Consider the following 26,226-nt stretch of genomic DNA (forward strand, 5'->3'; position numbering starts at 1 on the left):
TGTTCCTTGTCAGGGGCTAGATAGTGACGGAGAGGGCATCGTCCTTGCTGCGATCGTCCAGTTCCTGGATCAGGGTATCGCGCAGGCGCTCGCACAGACCCGGGTCGGACACCGGCTGGCCGTCCAGGTCGGTGACGAAGAACACGTCCTCCGCTTTTTCCCCCAGGGTGGCGATGCGGGCGTTCTGCACCAGCAGTTCAAAGCGCACGAAGATGCGGCCGATGTGCGCCAGCAGGCCGGGACGGTCCAGGGTCTGCACGTCGACCACGGTGCGGTCGTTGACGATGTCGTTGCTGATGGTGATCTGGGTGGGCACGTCGAAGTGCTTGTTGCGACGCGGCATGCGCCGGCTCACCGTGGTGCCGAATTGCTCCGGGTGCTTGAGCGTTTCGGTGAGCGTCTTGCGGATATGCTCGATGCGCGGCCAGTCGTCGCCGATGGGCGTGCCGTGTTCGTCGAGCACGATATAGGTGTCCAGGCTGAAGCCGTCGGCGCTGGTGATAATGCGCGCGTCCATGATGGTCAGGCCCAGGCTGTCCAGGGCGTTCACGGTGGCGGCGAACAGATTGCGGGTGTCCGGGGTATAGATAAAGATCTGCGACCCGCCTTCCGCCTGGTTGCCCTGCTGGCCGGTTTCCGATTCGCGGATCAGCACCAGCGGGTCCCGGTCGTTGCTGCGCTCCAACAGCGCCTCGGTGTGCCAGGCGATGTCCCAGGGCGTTTCGCGCAGGAAGTATTCGTCGCCGATATTGGCCCACAGGGCCTCGATGGCCTTGATGTCGTGGTCGCGCTCGGCCAGCAGCTTGAGGGCCTCGTCGCGGGTCTCGTCGATCCAGTCCTGCTTGTCCTGGGGATTGTTCAGGCCCCGGCGCAGGGCGCGCTTGGTTTCCAGGTACAGCTGACGCAGCAGCGAGGCGCGCCAGGAATTCCACAGCGCCGGATTGGTGGCATTGATGTCGGCCACGGTCAGCACGTACAGATAATCCAGATGCACCAGGTCGCCCACGGTGCGGGCGAATTCGTGCACCACGTCCGGGTCGGAGATGTCCTTGCGCTGGGCGGTGACGCTCATGGTCAGGTGATTGCGCACCAGCCAGGCCACCAGCTTGGCGTCCCAGCTGGTCAGGCCGTGGCGCTGGCAGAAGGCGATGGCGTCGTCGGCGCCCAGCTCGGAATGGTCGCCGCCGCGGCCCTTGGCGATGTCGTGGTAGAGGCCCGCCACATAGAGCAGCTCCGGCTTGGGCAGGCGGTAGAACACCTCGCAGGCCACCGGGAAGGCGTCGCGCTGGTCCTCGTAGCGGAAGCGGCGCATGTTCTTGACCACCAGCAGGGTGTGGGCGTCCACGGTGTAAATATGAAACAGGTCGTACTGCATCATGCCGACGATGCGGCCGAACTCCGGCAGGTACTTGCCGAGAATGCCGTAACGCTTCATGCGGCGCAGCTGGGTGAACAGGGCATGGGGGCTGCGCAGCAGCTGCATGAACAGGGCGCTGTTGGCCTTGTCGTTGCGGAAGTCGTCGTTGATCAGCCGCCGGCAGTGGATCAGCTCGCGTACGGTGGCGGCGCGGATGCCTTTCAGGTCCGGGTTCTGGGCCATCAGCACGAAGGCTTCCAGCAGCGCCGAGGGGTGCTTGCGGAAGATGTCCGGGGCGCTCATTTCCAGGTAGTCGTTGCGCACCTGGAAACGACGGTTGAGCGGGCGCACCTTGTCCGGCTCGCCGGCACGCAGGATCACCTCGTCGAACAGCTGCAGCAGCATGTCGTTGAGCACCGACAGGGCCAGGGCCGCCCGGTAGAACTCCTTCATGAACAGTTCCACCGCCAGGTTGGCGTTGGAATCCTGGTGGCCCAGGCGCTCCGCCAGCTGGCGTTGATGGTCGAACAGCAGCCGGTTCTCATTGCGGCCGGTGAGGCTGTGCAGCTGCCAGCGCACCCGCCACAGATAGTCCAGACAGCGGCTCACCGCGTCGAACTCGGTGCGCGTGATAAAGCCCGCTTCCACCAGGGCTTCCAGGCTGTCACCGCCAAAGTGCCGTTTCGCCACCCAGGCGATCATCTGCACATCGCGCAGCCCGCCGGGGGCGTTCTTGAGATCCGGCTCGAGATTGTATTCGGTGTCGTTGAACTTGCGGTGCCGGGCGGTCTGCTCTTCCCATTTGGCGGCGAAGAAGCGGTCGGTGGGCCACATGCGGTCCGGTCCGGTGCGGTCGGACAGCGCCTGGCGGACCCGGTCGTCGCCGGCCAGGGTGCGCGCTTCCATGATATTGGTGGCCACGGTGATGTCCTGGCCGGCGAGCGTCTCGCATTCATCCAGGGTGCGCACGCTGTGGCCGATTTCCAGGCCGATGTCCCACAGGAAGGTAACGAAGCCTTCCAGGGCGGAGCAGGCATCCTGGGCCGGCGTATCGCGGAACAGCACCATCAGATCCACATCCGAGTGGGGGTGCAGCTCGCCACGGCCATAGCCGCCCACCGCCACCAGCGCCACGTCCTGGAAGCCGTCCAGCCCGAACAGGGACCAGGCGGCCACCAGCACCCGGTCCACCAGGCGGGCGCGCCCATGGACCAGCTCGGCGATCGGCACCTGGTCGAAGGCCTGGTCCAGGCGCGCCTGGCCCTCCTCGAGAAAGGCGCGGGCGCGCTGGCCGGGTTGCTCGCTGTCGCGCAGGGCGGCGAGCAGCTGGTCGGGGCTGAGCGGAGGCGTTAAATCCATAGCGGCGGCATTACGTCCTTAAACAGGGGGCGGCCTTAATAAAGGTCGGTTTCTTCCTGACGGGCGGTGAGCACTTCATAGCCATCGGCGGTCACCGCCAGGGTGTGCTCCCACTGGGCGGACAGCTTGCGGTCCTTGGTGACCACGGTCCAGCCGTCCGGCAGCACCTTGTTGGCGGCCTTGCCGGCGTTGATCATCGGCTCGATGGTGAACACCATGCCTTCCTTCAGTTCCAGGCCGGTGCCGGGCTTGCCGTAGTGAAGCACCTGGGGCTCTTCATGGAACACCTGGCCGATGCCGTGGCCGCAGTATTCGCGCACCACCGAGAAGCGCTCGGATTCCGCCAGTTTCTGGATACGGTGGCCGATGTCGCCCAGGCGCACCCCGGGTTTGACCATCTTGATGCCGGCCAGCATGCACTCGCGGGTGGTGTCCACCAGGCGCCGGGCCAGCACCGAGGGCTCGCCCACGTAGAACATCTTGCTGGTATCGCCGTGCCAGCCGTCCTTGATGACGGTGACGTCGATATTGATGATGTCGCCTTTCTTGAGCACCTTCTTGTCGCTGGGGATGCCGTGGCAGACCACGTGGTTCACGGAGGTGCACACGGATTTGGGGAAGCCCCGGTAGCCCAGGCAGGCGGGGATGGCGTTCTGCTCGTTGACGATGTGGTCGTGGCAGATGCGGTCCAGTTCCTCGGTGGTGACCCCCGGGCGCACGTGCTCGCCGATCAGGTCCAGCACCTCGGCGGCCAGGCGGCCCGCCTCGCGCATTTTGGCGATGTCGTCCGGGGTTTTCAGCGTGACATTCATGGTGAAAAGGGAAACTCCAGCATTTTCAGTGGCTTGGGCGGCTGGAAAGCGGGCGGCGTCGGGGTGTGCCGGCGGCTTTTCCGTTGCCCGTGAAGGGGGGCTGTGGTATAAAGCGCGCGCCTTCCTCGATCCCGGCGGCCAGGGCGCCGCCAAACGGTGCGCCATTGTACCCGCTGGGTGTCGGCGAAGGGAAATCACACACACGCTCCGGCACATGGCTCTGGGTGCCCCAGCGTCCTTCGGGACGCTCCTTCGGGAAGGGGGTTGAGTCATGGGGGGCGTGGAGGCCTAACCCAGGAGATAACCTAATGAGCGTAACCATGCGCGATATGCTGAAGGCAGGCGTGCACTTCGGCCACCAGACCCGTTACTGGAATCCGAAGATGAAGCCTTACATCTTCGGCGCACGCAACAAGATTCACATCATCAATCTGGAAAGCACCCTGCCGCTGTTCAACGACGCCATGGCGTTCCTGAACAAGCTGGCGGCCAGCAACAACAAGATCCTGTTCGTCGGCACCAAACGCGCCGCGCAGAAGGCGGTCCGCGAGGAAGCCCAGCGCTGCGGCATGCCGTACGTGGATCACCGTTGGCTGGGCGGCATGCTGACCAACTGGAAGACCATCCGTCAGTCCATCAAGCGCTATCGCGACCTGGAAGCCCAGGAGCAGGACGGCACCCTCAACAAGCTGACCAAGAAAGAAGCGCTGATGCGTCACCGTGAGATGGAGAAGCTGGAACGCTCCATCGGCGGCATCAAGGACATGGGCGGCCTGCCGGACGCGCTGTTCGTGGTGGACGTGGACCATGAAGACATCGCCGTTCAGGAAGCCCGCAAGCTGGGTATCCCGGTGGTGGCCGTGGTCGACACCAACTCCAACCCGGATGACATCGATTACGTGATCCCGGGCAACGACGACGCCATCCGCGCCATCCACCTGTATGTGCAGGCAGCCGCCGACACCATCCTGGAAGGCCGCGAGTACGCCCAGACCCAGGGCGGCGGTGACAGCGAGTTCGTCGAAGTCGAGGACGCCCAGGCCGAGAACGAGCAGGCCGAAGGCTGATCACCCGGGGCGGGCCACGGCCCGCCCCACGCATTCCCCGAATTCAAAGTTTCAAGAGGTAAGCATGGCTGCTGTAACTGCTGCAATGGTGAAAGAGCTCCGCGAGCGCACCGGTCTGGGCATGATGGAATGCAAGAACGCCCTGGTCGAAGCCGGTGGTGACATCGAGAAGGCCATTGATGATCTGCGCAAGTCCGGCCAGGCGAAAGCCGCCAAGAAAGCCGGTCGTACCGCCGCCGAGGGTGCCGTGGTCGTGGCCACCAGCGACGACAACAAGCGCGCCGTGATGGTGGAAATCAATTCCGAAACCGACTTCGTGGCTCGTGATGACAACTTCCTGGGCTTCTGCGACAAGGTGGCCGCCGCCGCTCTGGCCGCGGACGAAGTGGACGTCGCCAAGATCGCCGAACTCAGCGTTGAGGGTGGCGGTACCGTGGAAGAGGCCCGTCAGGGGCTGGTTCAGAAAATCGGTGAGAACATCCAGGTGCGTCGCGCCGTGCGTCTGAGCGCCGAGGGTGTGGTCGGTTCCTACGTGCACGGTGGCAAGATCGGCGTGCTGGTGGCTCTGACCGGTGGCGACGCCGAGCTGGGCAAGGACGTGTCCATGCACGTGGCCGCGGTCAGCCCGATGGTGGTCAAGTCCGACGAAGTGCCCGCCGAAGTGCTCGACAAGGAGCGTGAAATCATCCGCGCCCAGCCGGACATGGAAGGCAAGCCCGCCGAGATCGTCGAGAAGATGGTCGGTGGCCGCATCAACAAGTTCCTCAAGGAAGTGAGCCTCAACGATCAGCCGTTCGTTAAGGATCCCAACACCACCGTGGGCAAGCTGGTGAAAGACGCCGGCGCCGAAGTGGTGGCCTTTGAGCGCCTGGTGGTGGGCGAGGGCATCGAGAAAGAAGAAGTGGACTTCGCCGCTGAGGTAATGGCACAGGCGAAAGGCTGAGCGCCTTCTGTGTCTGAAGTACGAAAAACGCCTTGTTGGCAGGACCAGCAAGGCGTTTTTTTCGACCGGTCGCCCGGCACCCGGTGGCGCACCCTTGGCGCGGGCGACCCCAAATGGTTTCATTAACCGCCGGAGCATCACCGGCGGTCGGACAAACGGCGGGTATTCATGAGTGGCGGAGAACAAGAGATGGCCAAGAGCAAGGAGCGCTCGCCGCGCTATAACCGTATTCTGCTGAAGTTGAGCGGTGAAGCGCTGGCGGGTGAAGAGGGGTTCGGTATCGACCCCCGGGTGCTGGACACCCTGTCCCTGGAGATCGGCCAACTGGTGGGCATCGGTGTGCAGGTGGGCCTGGTGATCGGCGGTGGCAACCTGTTCCGTGGCGCCGCGCTGCAGACCGCCGGCCTGGACCGGGTGGCCGGCGATCACATGGGCATGCTGGCCACGGTGATGAACGGTCTGGCCATGCGCGACGCCCTGGAGCGCTCCAACATTCGTACCCGATTGATGTCAGCCATTCCCATGAGCGGCATCGTGGAGCATTATGACCACCGCAACGCCAACCGGCATCTCAAGAACGGCGAGGTGGTGATTTTCTGCGCCGGTACCGGCAATCCGTTCTTCACCACGGACTCCGCCGCCTGCCTGCGCGGCATCGAGATCAGCGCCGACGTGGTGCTCAAGGCCACCAAGGTGGATGGTGTCTACAACGACGATCCGGTGACCAATCCCCAGGCCGAGAAGTACGAGCGTCTGAGCTACGACGAGGTCATCGACCGCAAGCTCGGCGTCATGGACCTCACCGCGATCTGTCTGTGCCGCGACCACGACATGCCGTTGCGCGTGTTCAACATGAACAAGCAGGGCGCGCTGCTCAACCTGATGCTGGGCGGCAGTGAAGGCACCCTGGTGGAAGCCGCTAGAGAGGAATAAAGGTGATCGACGATATTCAGAAAGACGCCCAGTCGCGCATGAGAAAAAGCCTGGAAGCGCTGGACGTGGCCCTCAAGAAAACCCGGACCGGCCGGGCCCATCCGAGTCTGCTGGATGGCTTGCACGTGTCCTACTATGGTTCGGACACGCCTCTCAACCAGTTGGCCAACATTTCCGTGGAAGAGGGCCGTACCCTGCTGGTCACGCCGTTCGACAAGTCCCTGGTGCCGGACATCGAAAGGGCGATCATGACCTCGGACCTGGGCCTGAACCCGTCCACCGCCGGCGTGGTCATCCGCCTGCCGCTGCCGCCGCTCACCGAGGAAACCCGCAAGGGCCTGGTGAAGCACGTGCGCGCGGAGGGCGAGCATGCAAAGGTGGCGATTCGCAATATCCGCCGTGACGCCAACGGCGACTTCAAGGATCTGCTCAAGGAGAAGGAAATCTCCGAGGACGAGGCCCGCCACGGCGAGGAACAGATCCAGCAGCTCACCGACAAGATGGTGGCTGAAGTGGACAAGATGCTGAAGGTCAAGGAAGAGGAGCTGATGACGGTGTAAGCGGACGGGGCCCCGCCCCTCCGGCCGTTGTCCGAATACAATCGAACGGTGACGTCGGGATGCCGCTGGTCGGCAGCCCGACCTTTTTTATGGACGATAAAAAACCCGACTCCTCCGCACCGGATATCGATAGCCACCAGGGCACGGTGCCCCGCCATGTGGCGATCATCATGGACGGCAATAATCGCTGGGCCCGCCGTCGCGGCCTGCCCGGCGCGGAGGGCCACCGTGCCGGCGAACGCACCCTGCAGAAGGTGATTCGTCGCGCCGCCCGCCACGGCGTGGAAGTGGTCACCCTGTTCGCCTTCAGTTCCGAAAACTGGCGCCGCCCGCAGGACGAGGTCAATCACCTGATGGGCCTGTTCGTTAACGCCCTGGGCCAGCGCGTCGACCAGCTGCACGACAACCGGGTGCGGTTGCGTTTTATCGGCGACCGTTCCGCCTTCGACCCGGCGCTGCGCGACGGCATGGCGGAAGCGGAGGCGCGTACCGCCGGCAACGACCGCATGACGGTGGTGGTGGCGGTCAATTACGGCGGCCAATGGGATCTGGCCCAGGCCGCCGCGTCCCTGGCCCGGGAAGCGCGCGACGGCGGGCTGGACCCGGACCGCATCGACACCGCCGCTCTGGACCAGCGGGTGTCCACCGCCGACCTGCCGCCGCTGGATCTGTTGATCCGCACCGGCGGTGAACAGCGCCTGAGCAACTTTCTGCTGTGGCAGGCGGCCTACGCGGAGCTCTACTTCACGCCGGCCCTGTGGCCGGATTTCGACGGCGACGAACTGGACGCCGCCCTGGCCGATTACGCCGGCCGACAACGCCGGTTCGGCCGTTCCGGCGAACAGCTGGACGCCGACGGAGAAGCGGAATGCTGAAATTGCGGGTGATCACCGCCCTGGTACTGCTGCCGGTGGTGCTGGGCGCCGTGTTCGGCCTGGAGCGCCTGCCGTTCGCCGTGGTCGCCGGGGCGTTTTTCCTGGTCGGAGGCTGGGAATGGGCCGGCATGATCGGTCGCCTGAGCCCCCCCGGGCGCCTGCTCTGGTGCCTGTCGCTGGCGGTCTTGATGGCCGCCGCCGAGCTGTTCCGCCCGGCCTGGCTGTTCACCCTGCTGCCGTTGTGGTGGCTGCTGGCGCTGGCGGCGGTACTGGGCTACCCGCGCAACGCCCGCTACTGGTTCCGTCCGGCGGTGATGGTGCCGGTGGGCTGGCTGGTGCTGGTGCCGTCCTGGATGGCGGTGGTGGAGCTGCAGGACCACGGCGCCCTGGGGCTGGCCGGCCCCTGGGCGCTGCTGTTCATTCTGGTCTGGGTGTGGGCGGCGGACACCGGCGCCTATTTCGCCGGCCGCGCCCTGGGCCGCCACAAGCTGGCGCCCCGGGTGAGCCCGGGCAAGACCGTGGAAGGGCTGGTCGGCGGCGTGCTGCTGGCGCTGCTGGTGGTGGCCGCGGTGTTCTACACCGGCTGGCTGGAAGCGCGGCTGCCGGCGCTGATGCTGGCGGCGTTGCTCACGGTACTGGCGTCGGTACTCGGTGACCTGTTTGAAAGCATGGTCAAGCGCGAGCGGGGCATCAAGGACAGCGGCACGGTGCTGCCCGGACACGGCGGCATGCTGGACCGCATCGACAGCGTCACCGCCGCGCTGCCGGTGGCCCTGGCCGGCCTCAACTGGTTCGGTCTCCCCGGGGGCCAGCTTTGAGCGGGGATACAACAGCCCTGAGCGGGGACAAGACTGCCCTGAGCGGGGATACAACAGCCCCCGAAGCGGTTACCATTCTCGGCGCCACCGGCAGCATCGGGCGCCAGACCCTGGACGTACTGGCCCGGCACCCGCAACGCTATCGGGTGATCGGCCTCACCGCCGGCCACCGCTGGCGGGAACTGGCCGAACAGTGCCTGACCTGGCGCCCGCGTTTCGCCGCCCTGGCCGACCCGGCGGCGGCGGAAACGCTCCGGAACCATCTTCGGGAGGCCGGGTCAGACACCGAGGTCCTGGCCGGCCATGAGGGCGTGGCCCGGGTGGCGGCGCTGGACGAAGCGCACACCGTGGTGGCCGCCATCGTCGGCGCCGCCGGCGTGCGGCCGACCCTGGCGGCGGTGGAGGCGGGCAAGAAAATCCTGCTCGCCAACAAGGAGACCCTGGTGGTCACCGGCGCCTTGTTCATGGACGCGGTGCGCCGCCACGGCGCCACCCTGTTGCCGGTGGATTCGGAGCACAACGCCATCTTCCAGTGCCTGCCCCGCGAGGGCGTCGGCCCCGGGGTTCGGCGTTTGCTGTTGACCGCGTCCGGCGGGCCCTTTCTGGGCTGGGATCGGGGGCGACTGGAAGCGGTGACGCCGGAACAGGCGGTGCGTCACCCCAACTGGGACATGGGCCCGAAGATTTCCGTGGATTCCGCCACCCTGATGAACAAGGGGCTGGAATTCATCGAGGCGTGCTGGCTGTTCGACGTACCGCCGGCGCGCATCGACGTGGTGATTCACCCGCAGAGCGTGGTGCATTCCATGGTCGAATACCTGGACGGTTCGGTGCTCGCGCAAATGGGCACCCCGGACATGCGCACGCCGATCGCCTGCGCCCTGTCCTGGCCGGAGCGGCTGGAATCCGGTGCCCCGGGCCTGGATTTCCGGACCCTGGCCGGGCTCGATTTCCGGGCGCCGGACGACGCCGCCTTCCCCTGTCTGGGGCTGGCCCGCCAGGCGATGCAGGCGGGCGGCGCCGCCACCGCGGTGCTCAATGCCGCCAATGAAGAGGCGGTGGCCGCGTTTCTGGACCGGCGGCTGGGCTTCAACGGTATTCCGGCGGTGGTCCAGGACACCCTGGCCGCGTTGCCGGCCCCGGATTGCGCCGACGTGGACGCGGTCATGAATGTGGATAGCGAGGCCCGGGTTGTGGCCCGGCGCCTGATCAAGGAGTGGGCATGCTGACGCTGTTGGCCTTTGTCGTCACCATCGTGGTCATCGTGGCGTTCCATGAGTGGGGCCACTTTCTGGCCATGCGTGCCTTTGGCGTGCGCGTGCTCACCTTCTCCGTGGGCTTCGGCCCGCGCCTGGCGCGCTTCACCGACAAGAAAGGCACCGACTGGGTGATCAGCGCGATCCCCCTGGGTGGCTTCGTCAAGCCGCTGGACCGGCGCGACGGCGAATTGCCTCCGGACGCCCGCGACGACGAGGAATTTTCCGGCAAACCGGCCTGGCAGCGGGTGATCACCTACGCCGCCGGGCCGGTGTTCAACTTTATTCTCGCCTTCCTGATCTACTGGCTGCTGATGATGTCCGTGGGCCAGCGCGACAGCCTGGCGGTGATCGGCCAGCCGGTGGCTCAGTCGCCCGCCGCCGAGGCCGGTTTCCAGGCCGGTGACCGCTGGCTGGCGGTGGACGGCCGCGAAGTGGAAGGCTGGCAGGACGTGATCAGCGCCCTGGTACTGCATCTGGGCGAGGACGCGCCGGTGCCGGTGAAGGTCCGCGAGGCGGACGGCGACATCGCCACCCGGCCGCTGGACATGGGCCGCTGGTCCGCCGAGCCGGACCAGTCGCCGCTCACCGTGCTGGGGCTGCGCCCGGCGGTACAGATTGGCCGCATCGCCGAGGACAGCGGGGCGGTGCGCTCCGGGGTCCGGGTCGGCGATCTGGTGCTGACCACCAACGGCGAGCCGGTGGAAGGCTGGGGCGCCTGGCGTGAGCTGCTGCAGAACAGCGCCGGCCAGGCGCTGCCGGCCACCGTGCTGCGCGACGGCCGGGTGCTGGACCTGACCCTATATCCACAACCGGTGGATTATGAGGGCACCACGGTGGGCCAACTGGGCGTGGGCCCCGGCGGCCTGGTGGAACACACCTATGCGCCGGCCCAGGCGGTGGGCGCCGCCGCCGACCGGTTCGGCCAGCAGGTCAATGTGATCTGGGCCAGCGTGGTCAAGCTCTTCACCGGTCACTTGCCGCTGGACAGTCTCGGCGGCCCGGTGACCATTGCCCAGGTGGCGGGAGAAAGCGCCGCCGTGGGTTTTGCCAGCTTCCTGATGTTGCTGGCCTACCTGAGCATCACGCTCGGGATCATCAATTTGCTGCCCGTGCCCATGCTGGACGGTGGCTGGATACTCTTCGGCATCATTGAAATGATTCGCGGGCGCAGCCTGCCTGAGCGGTTTTTGACCACCGCGCAGGGCGTGGGGCTGACGCTGGTGGTCAGTTTCATGTTGTTGGCCATCTATAACGACCTGGTGCGACAGTTTTCATGAATTTCGCCGCAAATACCTCCCTGAGACGCCTGCTGGGCGCCACCCTGGTTATCGTCTGTTTCTGTATCTTCTTTCCGGCCCAGGCCCAGACCGAGGCCGGCCTGCCGTTCAAGGTCCGCGACATCCGTGTCGAGGGCCTGCAGCGGCTGCCGGTGGAGCGGGTCTACGCGGCCCTGCCGATCCAGGCCGGTGACACCATCGACCAGGCGGCGGTGCGCGAGGCGGTCAAACGCCTGTTCGCCACCGGCAACTACGAAAACGTGCAACTGGGCCGTGACGGCAACGACCTGGTGGTGGTGGTGGCCGAGCGGCCGAGCGTGGCCCGCATCGAGCTGGAGGGCAACAAGTCCATCGAGGAGGAAGACCTGCGCAAGGGTCTGACCCAGGCCGGCCTGGCCGAGGGCGAGGTGTTCCAGCGCTCCACCCTGGAGGCGATCTCCGGCGAGCTGGAGCGGCAGTACATCGCCCAGGGCCGCTACGGCGCCGACATCGAAACCGAGGTGACGCCGCTGCCGCGTAACCGGGTGGCCCTGAAGATCACCATCTACGAAGGCAAGGCGGCGCGCATCAGCGACATCAATATCGTCGGCAACACCCTGTTCAGCGACGAGGAACTGCTGGACGGCTTCGAGCTGAGCCCGTCCCACTTCTGGTCGTTCATCAAGGGCGACGACAAGTATTCCCGCCAGCGCCTGGCCGGCGACCTGGAGCGCCTGCGGTCCTACTACCTGGACCGGGGCTACATCAACTTCTCCATCGAATCGACCCAGGTGTCGGTGACCCCGGACCGGGAGCGTGTGCTGATCACCGTCAACGTGGCCGAGGGCGAGCAGTTCCGCGTCAACGACGTGCAGCTGTCCGGCGACCTGGTGGTCGACGAGAAAGAGCTCAAGCCGCTGGTGGTGATCCAGAAAGGCCAGGTGTTCAGCCAGCAGCTGGTCACCTACACCAGTGACCTGATCAAGCGTCGTCTCGGCAACGAGGGCTACACCTTCGCCGAGGTGCGCGGCGTGGAGCAGGAAACCGGCGACGGCGACACCGTGGACGTGACGTTCTACGTGGACCCGGGCCGTCGCGTATACGTGAACCGCATCGGCTTCAGCGGCAACATCAAGACCGAGGACGAAGTGCTGCGTCGCGAACTGCGCCAGTTCGAGGACGCCCCGGCCAACACCTCGCTGATCGATCTGTCCCGCGAACGTCTGCAGCGGCTCGGCTATTTCTCCACCGTGGAAGCGGACACCGACCGGGTGCCCGGCGCCGACGATCTGGTGGACGTGAACTACGACGTGCAGGAGCAGCCGTCCGGGTCGATCGGCGCCAACGTGGGTTACTCCGACGCCTCCGGCGTGATCTTCGGTGCCAACATCAGCCAGAACAACTTCCGGGGCAACGGCAACCGGGTATCGTTCTCCCTGAGCCGCAGTGACATCCGCGACTCCTACAGCTTCTCGCACTACAACCCGTACTACACCCTGGACGGGGTGAGCCGTGGCTTCAGCCTGTTCTATTCGAAGATCGACTTCGACGAAACCCGGCTGTCCTCCTACGCGGCGGACCGCGCCGGCGGCAACGTGACCTTCGGTTACCCGATCTCCGAGTACACCCGGCTGAACTTCGGCGCTGGCGTGGAGCAGACCAAGGTGCAGCGCGGCGACTACATCGCCGTGGCCATCGATGACTTCCTGGAGCGGGAAGGGGAGAAGTTCAACGAATTCAAACTGAACGCTTCGCTGCGCACCAGCACCCTGAACCGGGGCATCCTGCCCGACCGCGGCTGGGCCAGCACCTTCCGGCTGGAAGCGGCGGTGCCCGGCTCCGACTACCTGTTCTACAAGGCCAGTTGGGAAGGGGAAAAATACTTCCCGATCACCAACAACTGGACCGTGCGCACCCGCGGTAACGTGGGCTACGGCGACGGCTACGGTGACGACCAGGGGCTGCCGTTCTTCGAAGCCTACTACGGCGGCGGCATCGGCTCGGTGCGCGGTTACGAGTCCCGTTCCCTGGGGCCGCGCTCACCGGCGCTGTACTACGTCAACGAAGGCGTCAACGATCCCGATCCGGACCCGATCGGTGGTAACCTGCTCACCGAAGCCAGCCTGGAGCTGATCTTCCCGACCCCGTTCGCGGCGGAATCGCGCAGCGTGCGCACCTTCCTGTTCGTGGACGCGGGCAATGTGTTCGAAACCAAGTTCGACAACGGGCTCGACGAGTTCGACACCCACGAACTGCGTGCTTCCGCCGGTATCGGCCTTAGCTGGCTGACCGCCATCGGTCCGCTGAGTTTCAACCTGGCCACGCCGCTCAACGACCAGGCCGGCGATGACACGGAAGTGTTCCAGTTCTCCCTGGGGCAAACCTTTTAGGAGTGAATGATGAAAAAAATATTGCTTGCCGCTTTGCTGATTGTTCCCGCCCTGGCCGCCGCCGAACAACGGATCGGCGTGGTCGATCCGATCGGCGCTCTGCAACAGGCGGATGAATTCCAGGACCGCTTCGGCAAACTGGAATCCTCCCTCAAGGACGAGCAGTCCCGCCTCGACCGCCTCGGCGGCGACGTGGAAAAGCTGCGCGGTCGCCTGGAAAAAGAGGGCATGACCATGAGCGAGGACGAGCGTCAGGACCTGCAGACCCAGGGTCAGCAGAAAATGATTGAGCTGCAGAACCTGCGCCAGTCCGCCCAGCGCAAGCTGAACAAGGGCCAGCAGGAAATCCTGGAAGTCATGGAACCCAAGCTCAAGCAGGCGGTGGAAACCGTGGCCGAGCGGGAAAACCTGGATGTGGTGATGAACGCCCAGGCGGTGGTGTACGTGCAATCCAACATGGACATCACCGACGCGGTCACCAAACAACTCAACAGCATGAAGTAATCCAATGTCGGTGACTCTGGCTTTTCTCGCCGAGGAACTGGGCGCCGAACTGCACGGCCCGGGGGACCTGACGGTCACCGGGCTCGGTACCCTGGCCTCCGCCCGCGGCGACCAGCTCAGCTTTCTCGCCAATCCCCGCTACCGCTCGCAGCTGGAAACCACCGGCGCGGCGGCGGTGCTGTTGCGCGCCGATCAGCTCGAGCATTGCCCGGTGGCGGCCCTGGTGGTGGCCGATCCGTACATGGCTTACGCGCGCATCAGCCGGCATTTCGACACCGCCCCGGTGGCCCCGCCGGGGGTGCACCCCTCGGCGGTGGTGGATCCGTCGGCGCGGGTGCCGGCGTCCGCCAGCGTCGGGCCCAATGTGGTGATCGACGCGCAGGTGGTGATCGGCGAGGGCGTGGTGATCGGCGCCAATACGGTGATCGGCGCCCGCAGTGAGATCGGCGACGGCTGTCATCTCTGGCCAAATGTTACAATTTACCATGGTGTCACCATCGGGCCGCGCTCTATCATACACGCCCATTGCGTGCTGGGTGCCGACGGCTTCGGCTTCGCGCCCGGTGCCGACGGCTGGACCAAGATCGCCCAGGTGGGTGGGGTTCGCATCGGCGCTGACGTGGAAATCGGCGCCGGCACCACCGTGGACCGGGGCGCCATCGACGACACCGTGATCGGCAATGGCGTGATTCTGGATAATCAGATCCAGGTGGCCCACAACGTGGTGATCGGCGATCACACCGCCATCGCCGGCAAGGTGGGCATCGCCGGCAGCACGCGCATCGGCGCCCAATGCATGATCGGCGGCGCCGCCGGCCTCTCCGGTCATCTGGAAATCTGCGACCGGGTTCAGATTCTGGGCATGTCCCTGGTCTCCCGTTCGATCACCGAGCCGGGCACCTACGGTTCCGCGCTTCCGGTGGACAAGCAGGACCGCTATCGTCGTAACGTTGCCCGATTCCGGCATCTGGACGAACTGCACCGTCGGGTGCGTAAACTGGAGCGTGACGCCGGGGAATAGCGTCGCGCACGCTCCCTGTCTTTGGTTGGATAAAGAACATGATGGACATTCATGAGGTGAGGGAATACCTGCCTCACCGCTATCCCTTTTTGCTGGTCGACCGCGTGGTCTCCGTGGAGCCGGGTAAGCGCATCGAGGCTTACAAGAACGTCTCCATCAACGAGCCGTTCTTCAACGGGCACTTCCCCCAGGAACCGATCATGCCCGGCGTGCTGATCATCGAGGCGCTGGCGCAGGCCTCCGGGATCCTCGGGTTCGTCACCGAGAACAAACGCCCGGCGGACGGTTTCATCTATCTGCTGGTGGGCACCGACAAGGCACGCTTCAAGCGCCAGGTGGTGCCCGGCGACCGGCTGACGCTGCACTCCGAGTGGCTCACCCATCGCCGCAACATCGCCAAGTTTTCCTGCCGCGCGGAAGTGGACGGCAAACTGGTGGCGGCCTGTGACCTGCTGGTGGCCGAACAGCGAGTGTGAGTAGCCCCAGGGGCTGTCGCTAGAGGCGGCGGCCCCGGGGTATACTCCTCGCCTTTCCATCCCATTCGCAACGCCAGGGCGGAACCCCCCGACCATGATTCATCCCACAGCCATTATCGACCCCAAGGCGGAACTGGCCAGCGACGTGGAAGTCGGCCCCTATTCCGTGATCGGCGCCCATGTGACCATCGGCGCGGGCACCGTGATCGGGCCGCACGTGGTGATTCAGGGGCCTACCACCATCGGCCGCGACAACCGCATCTTTCAGTTCGCCTCGGTGGGCGAGGAATGCCAGGACAAGAAGTACCGCGGTGAACCCACGCGCCTGGAAATCGGCGACGGCAATGTGATCCGCGAGCACTGCACCCTGCACCGGGGCACCGTGCAGGACGAAGGCATCACCAGCCTGGGTAACAACAACCTGCTGATGGCTACCGTGCACGTGGCCCACGATTGCCGCATCGGCAGCGACAATATTTTCGCCAACACCACCGGCATCGCCGGCCACGTGAAGATCGGCGATGGCGTGATCCTGGGCGGCATGACCGGCATCCATCAGTTCTGCCGCATCGGCTCCTACGCCATGACCGCCGGCTGCAGCCTGGTGCTCAAGGACATTCCCGCCTATGTGATGGTGGGCGGCAATCCCGCCTCCGCGCGCAGCATGAACTTCGAGGGCATGCGCCGGCGTGGCTGGGACGCGGACGTGATCGCCACCCTGCGGCGCGCCTATAAGACCGTCTACCGCCGTGGTCTGACCCTGGAGCAGGCCATCGCCGAGCTGGAACCTCAGCAGGACGGCTGTCCGCCGCTGGCCCTGTTCCTGGATTCCCTGCGCGCCTCGGAGCGCGGCATCACCCGCTAAGGTATCCGCCATGGATGCCCGTCAATCCCCGCTGATTGCCCTGGTCGCCGGTGAAACCTCCGGTGACCTGCTGGGCGCCGGCCTGATCGAGGCACTGCGCCGGCGCTGGCCGGACGCCCGCTTTATCGGCGTGGGCGGCGAGCGCATGGCCGCCGCCGGCCAGCACAGCCTGTTCCCCATGGAAAAACTGTCTGTGATGGGCATCACCGAGGTGATCCGCCATCTGCCGGAGCTGTTCCGGCTGCGCCGGCAACTGGTGGACGACCTGCTGGCCCGCCGCCCGGCGGTGGTGATCACCATCGATTCCCCGGATTTCACCCTGGGCGTGGCCAAACGGGTCCACGCCGCCGGTCTCAAGACCGTGCATTATGTGAGCCCGTCGGTGTGGGCCTGGCGCCAGGGCCGGGTGACGGGCATCCGCCGGGACGTGGACCTGATGCTCACGCTGTTTCCGTTCGAGGCCCGCTTCTACGAAGAGCACGGCGTGCCGGTGGCCTTCGTCGGCCACCCGCTGGCGGACATGATCGAACTGGAGGTGGACGCCCGGGCGGCGCGCCGTGAACTGGGGCTGGCGGAAGAGGGCCGTATTCTCGCCGTGCTACCCGGCAGCCGGGGTGGCGAAGTGGGACAGTTGATGCCCGATTTCACCGACGCCATGGTGCGGCTGCGGGACCGTTATCCGGACCTGCGTTTCGTGATTCCCGCCGCCAACGGTGCCCGCCGGGCCCAGATCGACGCCGCCCTGGCCGGCACCGACCTGCCGGTGACGGTGGTGGATGGCCAGGGCCGCACGGTGATGGCCGCCGCCGACGCGGTGATGATGGCCTCCGGCACCGCCACCCTGGAAGGGATGCTGCTGAAGAAGCCCATGGTGGTGGGCTACCGGCTCGGCGCCGTGACCTTCGCCATTGTGTCGCGGCTGGTGAAAAGCGACTATGTGGCCTTGCCCAATCTGCTGTGCCGCAAGCCCCTGGTGCCGGAGCTGGTGCAGAAGGATCTGAGCGGCGCCGCCCTGGCGGACGCCGTGGCCGTTTGGCTGGACGATCCGGACGGGGTGGCCCGTCTGAAGGACGATTTCACCCGGGTCCATGAGCAGCTGCGCGGCGGCGCCAGCGAAAAGGCCGCCACGGCGGTGGCGGCGCTGCTGGAGGAAATGCCCCGATGAGCCGCGCCTTCGCCGACCCGTTCGCCGAATACGAGCTGCCCGAGCCGTACCGGCCCAGTGCCTTCGCCTGGCGCGCCGGCATGCAACTGGCCGGCGTCGACGAGGTGGGTCGCGGGCCGCTGGTGGGCGCGGTGGTCACCGCCGCCGTGGTGCTGGACCCGGCGCGGCCCATCGATGGCCTGGCGGATTCCAAGAAGCTCACGCCGGCCCGCCGTGAGCGGCTGGCGGTGGCGATCCGCGAGCGCGCCCTGGGCTGGGCCCTGGGCCGCGCCGAGCACCACGAGATCGATGAACTGAACATCTACCACGCCACCCATCTGGCCATGGTGCGCGCGGTGGAGGCCCTGGCCACCCGGGTGGACGCGGTGCTGGTGGACGGCAACCGCAGTCCGGTGTTCGCCTGCCCGGCGGAGGCGGTGGTCAAGGGTGACGGCCGGGTGCCGGCCATCGCCGCCGCCTCGATCCTGGCCAAGGTGGCCCGCGACGCGGAAATGGTGGCGCTGCACCGGCGCTACCCGCTGTACGGTTTCGACCGCCACAAGGGTTATCCGACCGCCCAGCACCTGTCGGCGCTGCGCGAGCACGGCCCGTTGGCCGAACACCGGCGCTCGTTCGCGCCGGTGGCGGCCTGCTTCGACGTCATTCACCCCACAGCCCGGGAGCCCGGCTTTGACTGAACCCCGCTTCGTCCATCTGCGCGTACACACCGATTACTCCCTGGTGGACGGCGTGGTGCGCGTCAAGGAGCTGATCAAGGCCTGCGGCGCCCAGCGCATGCCGGCGGTGGCGGTCACCGATGAAAACAACCTGTTCGCCCTGATCAAGTTCTACTCCGGTGCCATGAACGCGGGCCTCAAGCCGATCATGGGCGCGGACCTGTGGGTGCAGGCCGACGACCCGGAGGACGAGCCGTCCTATCTGTGCTGCCTGGTGCAGAACGAAGAGGGCTACCGCAACCTGACCCTGCTGATCAGCCGCGCCTGGCAGAGCAACCAGCACCGGGGGCGGGCCCTGATCCGCCGGGAATGGCTGCTGGAACTCAACGAGGGGCTGATTTTGCTGTCCGGCGCCCGGGTCGGCGATGTGGGGCGGTGGCTGCTGTCCGGCAAGACCGACCAGGCCCGGGAGCGGGCGGCGGACTACCAGCGCGTGTTCGGCGACCGTTTTTACCTGGAGGTGCAGCGCACCGAGCGGCCCGGCGACGAGGATTGTCTGCACGCCAGCGTGGCGCTGGCCGCGGAGCTGGGGCTGCCGGTGGTGGCCACCAACGACGTGCGCTTTATCCGTCCGGAGGACTTCGAGGCCCACGAGGCGCGGGTCTGCATCCACGACGGCAACGCCCTGGACGACCCGCGCCGCCCGCGCAAGTACTCCGAGCAGCAGTACCTGAAAAGCGAGGAGGAAATGGCGGCGCTGTTTTCCGATCTTCCCGAAGCGCTGGAAAACAGCGTGGAGATCGCCCGCCGCTGCACCCTGGACATCCGCCTCGGCGAAAACTTCCTGCCAGAGTTCCCGATCCCCGAGGGGCTGACCATCGAGGAATATTTCGGCAAGGTCTCCCGGGAGGGCCTGGAGGAGCGCCTGGCGGTGCTGCTGGACCGCGCCGACCCGGACTACGACGCCAAACGCCAGCCCTACGACCAGCGCCTGCAGTTCGAACTCGACATCATCAATCAGATGGGTTTCCCCGGTTACTTCCTGATCGTGGCGGACTTTATCCAGTGGGGTAAGCAGCACGAAGTGCCGGTGGGCCCGGGCCGGGGCTCCGGCGCCGGCTCCCTGGTGGCCTATGCCCTGGGCATCACCGACCTGGACCCGATTGAATACGACCTGCTGTTCGAACGGTTCCTGAACCCGGAACGGGTATCCATGCCCGACTTCGACGTGGACTTCTGCATGGAGAAGCGCGACCGGGTGATCAACTACGTGGCCGACAAGTACGGCCGCGACGCGGTGAGCCAGATCATCACCTTCGGCACCATGGCCGCCAAGGCGGTGGTGCGCGATGTGGCGCGGGTGCAGGGCAAGCCCTACGGCATGGCCGACCGCCTTTCCAAAATGATTCCCGGCACCCCGGGCATGACCCTGGCCAAGGCCCTGGAGCAGGAAGACAACCTGCGCGAATTCCTGGAAGACGACGGCAACCCGGACAAGGAAGCGGTCAACGAGATCATGGAGATGGCCTTCAAGCTGGAGGGCCTGACCCGCAACGTGGGCAAGCACGCCGGCGGCGTGGTGATCGCGCCCGGCAAGCTCACCGACTTCGCGCCGCTGCACTGCGACGAGGAAGGCGACAACCTGGTCACCCAGTACGACAAGGACGACGTGGAGGCCGCCGGCCTGGTCAAGTTCGACTTCCTCGGTCTGAAGACCCTGACCATCATCGACTGGGCGGTGAAGGCCGCCAACGTGCGCCGCGAGCGGGAAGGCGAGGGTCCCCTGGAGATCGAGCGCATTCCGCTGGAGGACAAGCCCAGCTTCGATCTGCTCAAGAAGGGCGACACCACCGCGGTGTTCCAGCTGGAAAGCCAGGGCATGAAGGAGCTGATCAAGAAGCTCAAGCCCGACGTGTTCGAGGACATCATCGCATTGGTGGCGCTGTACCGGCCGGGGCCGCTGGAATCCGGCATGGTGGACAACTTCATCAACCGGAAACACGGCCGCGAGCCGCTCGCCTACCCGGACCCGCAGTACCAGCACGAATGGCTGGAGCCGATCCTCAAGCCCACCTACGGGGTGATCCTGTACCAGGAACAGGTGATGCAGATCGCCCAGGTGCTGGCCGGCTACACCCTGGGCGGCGCCGACATGCTGCGCCGCGCCATGGGCAAGAAGAAGCCCGAGGAGATGGCCAAGCAGCGGGAGATCTTCGAATCCGGCGCCAAGGACAAGGGCATCGACCCGGACCTGGCGATGAAGATCTTCGACCTGGTGGAGAAATTCGCCGGCTACGGCTTCAACAAATCCCACTCCGCCGCCTACGCCCTGGTGGCCTACCAGACCGCCTGGCTGAAGGCCCATTACCCGGCGGAATTCATGGCCGCGGTGATCTCCGCGGATATGCAGAACACCGACAAGGTGGTGACCTTCATCGACGAGGCCAAGTCCATGGGCCTCAAGGTGTTGCCGCCGGACGTGAACTCCTGCGGCTACCGCTTCACGGTGAACCCGGAGGGCGACATCGTCTACGGCCTGGGCGCCATCAAGGGCCTTGGTGAAGGCCCCATCGAGGCCATCGTCAGCGCTCGGGGCGCCAGCGGCGAGGAGGGCGACACCGGGCGTGCCTTCGAGGACCTGTTCGATTTCTGCCGCCGCATCGATCTGAAGAAGATCAACAAGCGCTCCCTGGAGGCGCTGGTGCGCGCCGGCGCCCTGGACAAGCTGGGGCCGAATCAGCACTTCAACGACCGCGCCGTGCTGATGGCCACCCTGCCGGACGCCATCGCCGCCGCCGAGCAGGACGCCCGCAACCAGGCCGCCGGCATGATGGACCTGTTCGGTGGCGGCGACGACGACCACAGCGCCACCACCGAGGTGGCCTGGAAGCCGGCCCGGGACTGGAACGACGAGATCCGCCTCAACGGCGAGCGCGACACCCTGGGACTGTTTCTCACCGGCCACCCCATCGACCAGTTCGAGACCGAGGTGCGCCAGTTCGTCAGCAACCGCCTCAACGCGCTGCAGCCCACCGGCAAGGGCGAGGCGGCCACGGTGGCCGGCCTGGTGGTGGCGTTGCGCATCACCCGCAGCAAACGCAGCGGCGAGCGCATGGCGTTCGTCACCCTGGACGATAAAACCGGGCGCCTGGAGGTGTCGGTGTTCGGCAAGACCTTCGCCCAGTACGGCGAGCGGGTGCAGAAGGACGCCCTGCTGGTGGTGCGTGGCGGCGTGCGCATGGACGACTACACCGGCGGCTTCAATCTGGTGGCCGACGAAGTGATGGACATGCGCGAGGCGCGCGCCACCTTCGGTCGCCGGCTGCGGGTCAAGGTGCCGGTGGACGACAGCCTGCCGGCCACCCTCAACCGCACGCTGGCGCCGTACCGGGCCAACGGCCAGGGCGGCGGGCTGGCGGTGCTGCTGGACCTGAGCCACCGGGAAGCGGACGCGGCCCTGTTCCTGGGCGAGGACTGGCGGGTGATTCCCCACGAGTCCCTGGTGGACGACCTGCGCGGACGTTATGGCGATGAAGCGGTGACGCTGGAATACTGATCGGCGGAAAAGCGGGCCGCCGGTAACAACTTGCAACCTAAGAAGCGACAGCGTCCCTCGACGCTGTCCGGCGCTTGCGGCTACACTTGTCCGCACTATGGAAAGGGGTAGCACATGAATCCGAACTTCCTCGAATTTGAACAACCCATCGCCGATCTGGAAGCGAAAATCGAGGAACTGCGGCTGGTGGGCAGCGGCAGCGAGGTCAACATCTCCGAGGAGATCAGCAAACTCCAGGAGAAGAGCATCACGCTTACCGAAAACATCTTCGGTAATCTCAGCGCCTGGCAGATCTCCCAGTTGTCGCGGCATCCGAAACGGCCCTACACCCTGGATTACGTGCAGCGCCTGTTCGGCGGCTTCGACGAACTGCACGGTGACCGCAGCTTCGCGGACGACCCGGCCATCGTCGGCGGTGTTACCCGCCTGGACGATCGTCCGGTGATGGTGATCGGTCACCAGAAGGGCCGCGAAGTGAAAGAGAAGGTGCGCCGCAACTTCGGCATGCCCAAGCCGGAAGGCTACCGCAAGGCCCTGCGTCTGATGGAGATGGCCGAGCGCTTCAAGATGCCGGTGCTCACCTTTATTGATACTCCCGGGGCTTTCCCCGGTATCGACGCCGAGGAGCGCGGCCAGTCCGAGGCCATCGCCCGCAACCTGCGCGTGATGTCCCAGTTGAAGGTGCCGATCGTGGCCACCGTGATCGGCGAGGGCGGCTCCGGCGGCGCCCTGGCCATCGGTGTATGCGACCATCTGCAGATGCTGGAATACTCCACCTATTCGGTGATCTCCCCGGAAGGCTGCGCCTCGATCCTGTGGCGCAGCGCCGACAAGGCGCCGGAAGCCGCCGAGGCGATGGGCGTGGACGCCGGTCGTCTGCACGAGCTGGGCATCGTCGATCAGGTCATCAAGGAACCCCTGGGCGGCGCCCATCGGGACTACGACCAGGCCGCCGATTCGGTGCGCCGGGCCCTGGTGGAACAGCTCGCCGGCCTGTCGGAGCTGTCCGTGGAAGATCTGGTCGAACGCCGCTACCAGCGTCTGATGAGCTACGGCAACGTGACCAGTGAATCGGTGGACGACTAGTCCCCGACCGACCCGACCATGGCCCCGCGCCGCGATATTTCCCTGGATACACTGACCACCGACCTGGCCCGGCGCGCCCCGCCCGGGCCGCTGTGGCTGGCCTTCAGCGGCGGCCTGGATTCCACCGTTCTGTTGCATGCGCTGGCCGGCGCCGGCCTCGGCCCGCGCCTGACCGTGGCCCATGTGGACCATGGCCTGCACCCGGACAGCGCCGCCTGGGCCGGGCACTGCCGCCGCCAGGCCGCCGCCCTGGGCCTGGCCTTTGAAACCGAACGGGTCACCGTGGCCAGCACCGGTGGCCTGGAAGCCGCTGCCCGGGAGGCTCGCTACCGGGCCCTCGCGGCCCGCGCCCGGGGCGCCACCCTGATCACCGCCCATCATCGGGACGACCAGGCCGAGACGCTGTTGCTGCGGCTGCTGCGCGGCGCCGGTGTGGCCGGCCTGGCGGCCATCCGTGAACACGGCGACTGGCACGGCGTGCCGCTGTGGCGCCCGCTGCTGTCGGTATCCCGCCAGCGGTTGGCGGCGCTGGCGGAGCAGGGCGGTTGGCCCTGGCTGGAAGACCCCAGCAACCAGGATCAGAGTCTCGACCGTAATTATCTGCGTGGCACCGTGCTGCCGGCGCTGACCGCCCGCTGGCCGGCGGCGGCCCGGCGCCTGGCGGTGGCCGCGGGCCATCAGGCGGAGGCCGCCGACCTGCTCGCCGAGCGCGCCGCCGAGGACGCCGCCGCCCTGGGCGCGGAGCCGGACCGGCTGCCCCTGACCGTGACCGCCCTGAGCGGCCCCCGCCGGCGCAATCTGCTGCGCTGGTGGCTGACGCGGGCCGGCGCCGGCACCCCCGGCCAGGCCCTGCTGGCCCAGATCGAGACGTTGCTGGCGGCGCCGGCGGACCGGGCCGCCCGGGTGGCATGGGGGGGCTGGCAACTGCGCCGCTTCGCCGGCCAGCTGTATCTGCTGGAACAGGCGGATCTGACGCCGCTGCACGGCGAGCGGCCCTGGCCACCGGGCAGCGGTCCCCTGACGTTCGGTGCCTGGCGGCTGGTGCCGGCGCCGGATGGGGAGTGCGCCGCCGGCGAAACGGGCGCCCGCCCCACGGTCTGGCGGCCACGGGACGCCGGCCCCCTGCGGCTGGCACCGGCCGCCGGTGGCGAGCGCCTGCACCGCAACGGCTGCCACCAGCGGGTGGCGGAACTGTGGCGCGCCGCCGGGGTGCCGCCCTGGCGGCGCGCCCAGTGGCCGCTGGTCTACGAAGGCGAGGCGCTGCGGTGCGTGCCCGGGGTGGGCGTGGCGGACGCCTGGCGCGGGCGGGCGTTGGAGACCTGGGCGTTGGTGGCGAACCCGGATCGCGACTGAAGCCGCGCTCGCTCCGGCGTACCTTTTACACCTCCAGGCCATCATTCCGGTTCCCTGGGCGAACCCGTTCTGTTACCATTTCTTCCCATCCTGACGTCGCGCAAACCCCTGATATCAGAGGGGTTCCGGCCATCGACGGCCCGATCCAACGCATCCAGAACAAACAACCTTTGCCCAGCCTCCCGGGCAAGGGTATTTTTTTGGAGTGTGGTCGCGGGCTGCTCGGAGACGCGCACGTTCAATCCATGAGCGACTGGTGGGTGCATGGCACGTTTTATTTTCGTCACCGGCGGGGTGGTGTCCTCTCTGGGCAAGGGCATTACCTCGGCGTCCCTCGCTTCCTTGCTGGAAGCCCGTGGCCTGCGGGTCACATTGATCAAAATGGATCCCTACATCAACGTGGACCCGGGCACCATGAGCCCGTACCAGCACGGTGAGGTGTTCGTCACCGAGGACGGTGCCGAAACCGACCTGGACCTGGGCCACTACGAGCGCTTTATCCGCACCCGGTTGAGCCGCCGCAACAGCTTCACCACCGGCCGCGTCTATCAGGACGTGCTGGACAAGGAGCGCCGTGGTGAATACCTGGGCGCCACCGTGCAGGTGATTCCGCACATCACCGACGAGATCAAGCTGAAGATCCAGGAAGGCGCCGGTGACGCCGACGTGGCGATCGTGGAAATCGGCGGCACCGCCGGCGACATCGAATCGCTGCCGTTCCTGGAAGCGGTGCGGCAGATGCGCGTGGAGCTGGGCTCCAGCCGTTCGCTGCTGGTGCACCTGACCCTGGTGCCGTACATTGCCTCCGCCGGCGAGATCAAGACCAAGCCCACCCAGCACTCGGTGAAGGAGCTGCGCTCCATCGGCCTGCAGCCGGACATACTGGTGTGCCGGGCGGACCACCCGATTCCCCAGGGCGCCCGCGAGAAGATCGCGCTGTTCACCAATGTGGAAGCCCGCGCGGTGGTGTCCTGTCCGGACTCGAAGACCATCTACGCGGTGCCCCGGGTGCTCCACGAGCAGGGCATGGACGACATCATCGTCGAGAAATTCGGCCTCGATCTGCCGGCCCCGGACCTCACCGAGTGGGACCGGGTGGTGGAAGCGCAGCTGAATCCCGAGCACGAAATCACCATCGGCATGGTGGGCAAGTACATCGATCTGGCGGATGCCTACAAGTCGCTCAACGAAGCGCTGATGCACGCCGGCATCGCCACCCGGGCCAAGGTCAACATCCGCTACATCGACGCCGAGGACATCGAACGCCACGGCACCGGTGAACTGAACAAGGTGGACGCCATTCTGGTGCCCGGCGGCTTCGGCGACCGGGGCACCGAGGGCAAGATCGCCTCGATTCGCTTCGCCCGCGAGAACCGCGTGCCGTACCTGGGTATCTGCCTGGGCATGCAGCTGGCGGTGATCGAGTACGCCCGGGACGTGGCCGGCATCAGTGATGCCCATTCCACCGAGCTGAAGCCCGGTACCCGCGATCCGGTGGTGGCGCTGATCACCGAGTGGACCCGCGAGGACGGCGCCAAGGAGCTGCGCTCGGAAGCGTCCGACCTGGGTGGTACCATGCGCCTGGGCGGCCAGGAATGCGTGCTTGAGGAAAACACCCTGGCGGCGCACTGCTACGGCAAGACCCACATTATCGAGCGGCATCGTCACCGCTATGAAGTGAACAACAATTACCTGCCGCAACTGGAAGCGGCCGGGCTGCGCATCGCCGGTCGTTCCCACGACGGCGAGCTGGTGGAAGTGATCGAGGTGCCGGACCATCCGTGGTTCGTGGCCTGCCAGTTCCATCCGGAATTCACCTCCACGCCGAGGGACGGCCACGGCCTGTTCCGGGGTTATGTGGAAGCGGCCCTGGCGGCCCATCTGGCCGCCGGCAACGACCAACGGTAAAGGACAC

General features: G+C 66.4%; 21 protein-coding genes. 19 read left to right on the forward strand and 2 right to left on the reverse strand.

Features of this window, described 5'->3' with window-relative positions:
- Window positions 1–16: 16 nt before the first annotated feature.
- Both ACLD0W_RS10095 and map read right to left on the reverse strand, forming a co-directional pair.
- On the reverse strand, window positions 17–2,716 hold the full coding sequence (locus ACLD0W_RS10095) for a [protein-PII] uridylyltransferase (RefSeq protein WP_410307352.1): 2,700 nt from the start codon (window positions 2,714–2,716) through the stop codon (window positions 17–19).
- Between the two features lie 35 nt (window positions 2,717–2,751).
- Window positions 2,752–3,528, reverse strand: coding sequence for a type I methionyl aminopeptidase (gene map / locus ACLD0W_RS10100; RefSeq protein WP_410307353.1), 777 nt, complete (start codon window positions 3,526–3,528; stop codon window positions 2,752–2,754).
- Window positions 3,529–3,836: 308 nt separating this feature from the next.
- Between map and rpsB the strand changes: the two genes are divergently transcribed.
- From rpsB to ACLD0W_RS10195, 19 genes are all read left to right on the forward strand, one after another.
- On the forward strand, window positions 3,837–4,595 hold the full coding sequence (rpsB, locus tag ACLD0W_RS10105; protein WP_410307354.1) for a 30S ribosomal protein S2: 759 nt from the start codon (window positions 3,837–3,839) through the stop codon (window positions 4,593–4,595).
- Between the two features lie 64 nt (window positions 4,596–4,659).
- Window positions 4,660–5,538, forward strand: a complete 879-nt coding sequence (gene tsf / locus ACLD0W_RS10110; protein ID WP_410307355.1) for a translation elongation factor Ts — start codon at window positions 4,660–4,662, stop codon at window positions 5,536–5,538.
- 189 nt (window positions 5,539–5,727) lie between these two features.
- A complete protein-coding gene (gene pyrH, locus ACLD0W_RS10115; protein WP_410307356.1) occupies window positions 5,728–6,471 on the forward strand; it encodes a UMP kinase in 744 nt (247 codons plus the stop codon).
- Between the two features lie 2 nt (window positions 6,472–6,473).
- A complete protein-coding gene (frr, locus tag ACLD0W_RS10120; protein WP_410307357.1) occupies window positions 6,474–7,031 on the forward strand; it encodes a ribosome recycling factor in 558 nt (185 codons plus the stop codon).
- A gap of 89 nt (window positions 7,032–7,120) precedes the next feature.
- Window positions 7,121–7,906, forward strand: coding sequence for a polyprenyl diphosphate synthase (uppS, locus tag ACLD0W_RS10125; protein ID WP_410307358.1), 786 nt, complete (start codon window positions 7,121–7,123; stop codon window positions 7,904–7,906).
- Window positions 7,900–8,724, forward strand: a complete 825-nt coding sequence (locus tag ACLD0W_RS10130) for a phosphatidate cytidylyltransferase (protein ID WP_410307359.1) — start codon at window positions 7,900–7,902, stop codon at window positions 8,722–8,724. The genes uppS and ACLD0W_RS10130 overlap by 7 nt, the downstream gene beginning before the upstream one ends.
- 17 nt (window positions 8,725–8,741) lie before the next feature.
- Window positions 8,742–9,953 carry a 1-deoxy-D-xylulose-5-phosphate reductoisomerase gene (gene ispC, locus ACLD0W_RS10135; RefSeq protein ID WP_410307483.1) on the forward strand — a complete coding sequence of 404 codons (1,212 nt, stop codon included), beginning with the start codon at window positions 8,742–8,744 and terminating at the stop codon, window positions 9,951–9,953.
- Window positions 9,947–11,260, forward strand: coding sequence for an RIP metalloprotease RseP (rseP, locus tag ACLD0W_RS10140; protein ID WP_410307360.1), 1,314 nt, complete (start codon window positions 9,947–9,949; stop codon window positions 11,258–11,260). The genes ispC and rseP overlap by 7 nt, the downstream gene beginning before the upstream one ends.
- The gene (bamA, locus tag ACLD0W_RS10145) at window positions 11,257–13,629 is read left to right on the forward strand and encodes an outer membrane protein assembly factor BamA (protein WP_410307361.1); all 2,373 of its coding nucleotides are present in this window, start codon (window positions 11,257–11,259) and stop codon (window positions 13,627–13,629) included. Before rseP ends, bamA begins: the two co-directional genes overlap by 4 nt.
- A 9-nt stretch (window positions 13,630–13,638) precedes the next feature.
- Window positions 13,639–14,133, forward strand: a complete 495-nt coding sequence (locus tag ACLD0W_RS10150; protein ID WP_410307362.1) for an OmpH family outer membrane protein — start codon at window positions 13,639–13,641, stop codon at window positions 14,131–14,133.
- A 4-nt stretch (window positions 14,134–14,137) separates the two neighbouring features.
- Window positions 14,138–15,154, forward strand: a complete 1,017-nt coding sequence (gene lpxD, locus ACLD0W_RS10155) for a UDP-3-O-(3-hydroxymyristoyl)glucosamine N-acyltransferase (RefSeq protein WP_410307363.1) — start codon at window positions 14,138–14,140, stop codon at window positions 15,152–15,154.
- Window positions 15,155–15,192: 38 nt separating this feature from the next.
- On the forward strand, window positions 15,193–15,630 hold the full coding sequence (fabZ, locus tag ACLD0W_RS10160) for a 3-hydroxyacyl-ACP dehydratase FabZ (protein WP_410307364.1): 438 nt from the start codon (window positions 15,193–15,195) through the stop codon (window positions 15,628–15,630).
- A 94-nt stretch (window positions 15,631–15,724) separates the two neighbouring features.
- On the forward strand, window positions 15,725–16,495 hold the full coding sequence (gene lpxA, locus ACLD0W_RS10165) for an acyl-ACP--UDP-N-acetylglucosamine O-acyltransferase (protein ID WP_410307365.1): 771 nt from the start codon (window positions 15,725–15,727) through the stop codon (window positions 16,493–16,495).
- Window positions 16,496–16,505: 10 nt separating this feature from the next.
- Window positions 16,506–17,660 carry a lipid-A-disaccharide synthase gene (gene lpxB / locus ACLD0W_RS10170; RefSeq protein WP_410307366.1) on the forward strand — a complete coding sequence of 385 codons (1,155 nt, stop codon included), beginning with the start codon at window positions 16,506–16,508 and terminating at the stop codon, window positions 17,658–17,660.
- Window positions 17,657–18,337 carry a ribonuclease HII gene (gene rnhB, locus ACLD0W_RS10175; protein WP_410307367.1) on the forward strand — a complete coding sequence of 227 codons (681 nt, stop codon included), beginning with the start codon at window positions 17,657–17,659 and terminating at the stop codon, window positions 18,335–18,337. The genes lpxB and rnhB overlap by 4 nt, the downstream gene beginning before the upstream one ends.
- Window positions 18,330–21,872, forward strand: a complete 3,543-nt coding sequence (gene dnaE / locus ACLD0W_RS10180) for a DNA polymerase III subunit alpha (RefSeq protein ID WP_410307368.1) — start codon at window positions 18,330–18,332, stop codon at window positions 21,870–21,872. The genes rnhB and dnaE overlap by 8 nt, the downstream gene beginning before the upstream one ends.
- A 114-nt stretch (window positions 21,873–21,986) precedes the next feature.
- On the forward strand, window positions 21,987–22,958 hold the full coding sequence (accA, locus tag ACLD0W_RS10185) for an acetyl-CoA carboxylase carboxyl transferase subunit alpha (protein WP_410307369.1): 972 nt from the start codon (window positions 21,987–21,989) through the stop codon (window positions 22,956–22,958).
- Window positions 22,959–22,976: 18 nt separating this feature from the next.
- Window positions 22,977–24,311, forward strand: a complete 1,335-nt coding sequence (gene tilS / locus ACLD0W_RS10190; RefSeq protein ID WP_410307370.1) for a tRNA lysidine(34) synthetase TilS — start codon at window positions 22,977–22,979, stop codon at window positions 24,309–24,311.
- 264 nt (window positions 24,312–24,575) lie between these two features.
- On the forward strand, window positions 24,576–26,219 hold the full coding sequence (locus ACLD0W_RS10195; RefSeq protein ID WP_410307371.1) for a CTP synthase: 1,644 nt from the start codon (window positions 24,576–24,578) through the stop codon (window positions 26,217–26,219).
- Window positions 26,220–26,226 lie beyond the last annotated feature (7 nt).

This window comes from Alloalcanivorax sp. C16-1 (assembly GCF_046507805.1).
Classification (GTDB): domain Bacteria; phylum Pseudomonadota; class Gammaproteobacteria; order Pseudomonadales; family Alcanivoracaceae; genus Alloalcanivorax.

Bases quoted from the DNA above. Each gene is read 5' to 3' on its own strand.
- ACLD0W_RS10095 (WP_410307352.1), bottom strand. From the start codon at position 2,716: ATGGATTTAACGCCTCCGCTCAGCCCCGACCAGCTGCTCGCCGCCCTG.
- map (WP_410307353.1), bottom strand. From the start codon at position 3,528: ATGAATGTCACGCTGAAAACCCCGGACGACATCGCCAAAATGCGCGAG.
- rpsB (WP_410307354.1), top strand. From the start codon at position 3,837: ATGAGCGTAACCATGCGCGATATGCTGAAGGCAGGCGTGCACTTCGGC.
- tsf (WP_410307355.1), top strand. From the start codon at position 4,660: ATGGCTGCTGTAACTGCTGCAATGGTGAAAGAGCTCCGCGAGCGCACC.
- pyrH (WP_410307356.1), top strand. From the start codon at position 5,728: ATGGCCAAGAGCAAGGAGCGCTCGCCGCGCTATAACCGTATTCTGCTG.
- uppS (WP_410307358.1), top strand. From the start codon at position 7,121: ATGGACGATAAAAAACCCGACTCCTCCGCACCGGATATCGATAGCCAC.
- ACLD0W_RS10130 (WP_410307359.1), top strand. From the start codon at position 7,900: ATGCTGAAATTGCGGGTGATCACCGCCCTGGTACTGCTGCCGGTGGTG.
- rseP (WP_410307360.1), top strand. From the start codon at position 9,947: ATGCTGACGCTGTTGGCCTTTGTCGTCACCATCGTGGTCATCGTGGCG.
- bamA (WP_410307361.1), top strand. From the start codon at position 11,257: ATGAATTTCGCCGCAAATACCTCCCTGAGACGCCTGCTGGGCGCCACC.
- ACLD0W_RS10150 (WP_410307362.1), top strand. From the start codon at position 13,639: ATGAAAAAAATATTGCTTGCCGCTTTGCTGATTGTTCCCGCCCTGGCC.
- lpxD (WP_410307363.1), top strand. From the start codon at position 14,138: ATGTCGGTGACTCTGGCTTTTCTCGCCGAGGAACTGGGCGCCGAACTG.
- fabZ (WP_410307364.1), top strand. From the start codon at position 15,193: ATGATGGACATTCATGAGGTGAGGGAATACCTGCCTCACCGCTATCCC.
- lpxA (WP_410307365.1), top strand. From the start codon at position 15,725: ATGATTCATCCCACAGCCATTATCGACCCCAAGGCGGAACTGGCCAGC.
- lpxB (WP_410307366.1), top strand. From the start codon at position 16,506: ATGGATGCCCGTCAATCCCCGCTGATTGCCCTGGTCGCCGGTGAAACC.
- rnhB (WP_410307367.1), top strand. From the start codon at position 17,657: ATGAGCCGCGCCTTCGCCGACCCGTTCGCCGAATACGAGCTGCCCGAG.
- accA (WP_410307369.1), top strand. From the start codon at position 21,987: ATGAATCCGAACTTCCTCGAATTTGAACAACCCATCGCCGATCTGGAA.
- tilS (WP_410307370.1), top strand. From the start codon at position 22,977: ATGGCCCCGCGCCGCGATATTTCCCTGGATACACTGACCACCGACCTG.
- ACLD0W_RS10195 (WP_410307371.1), top strand. From the start codon at position 24,576: ATGGCACGTTTTATTTTCGTCACCGGCGGGGTGGTGTCCTCTCTGGGC.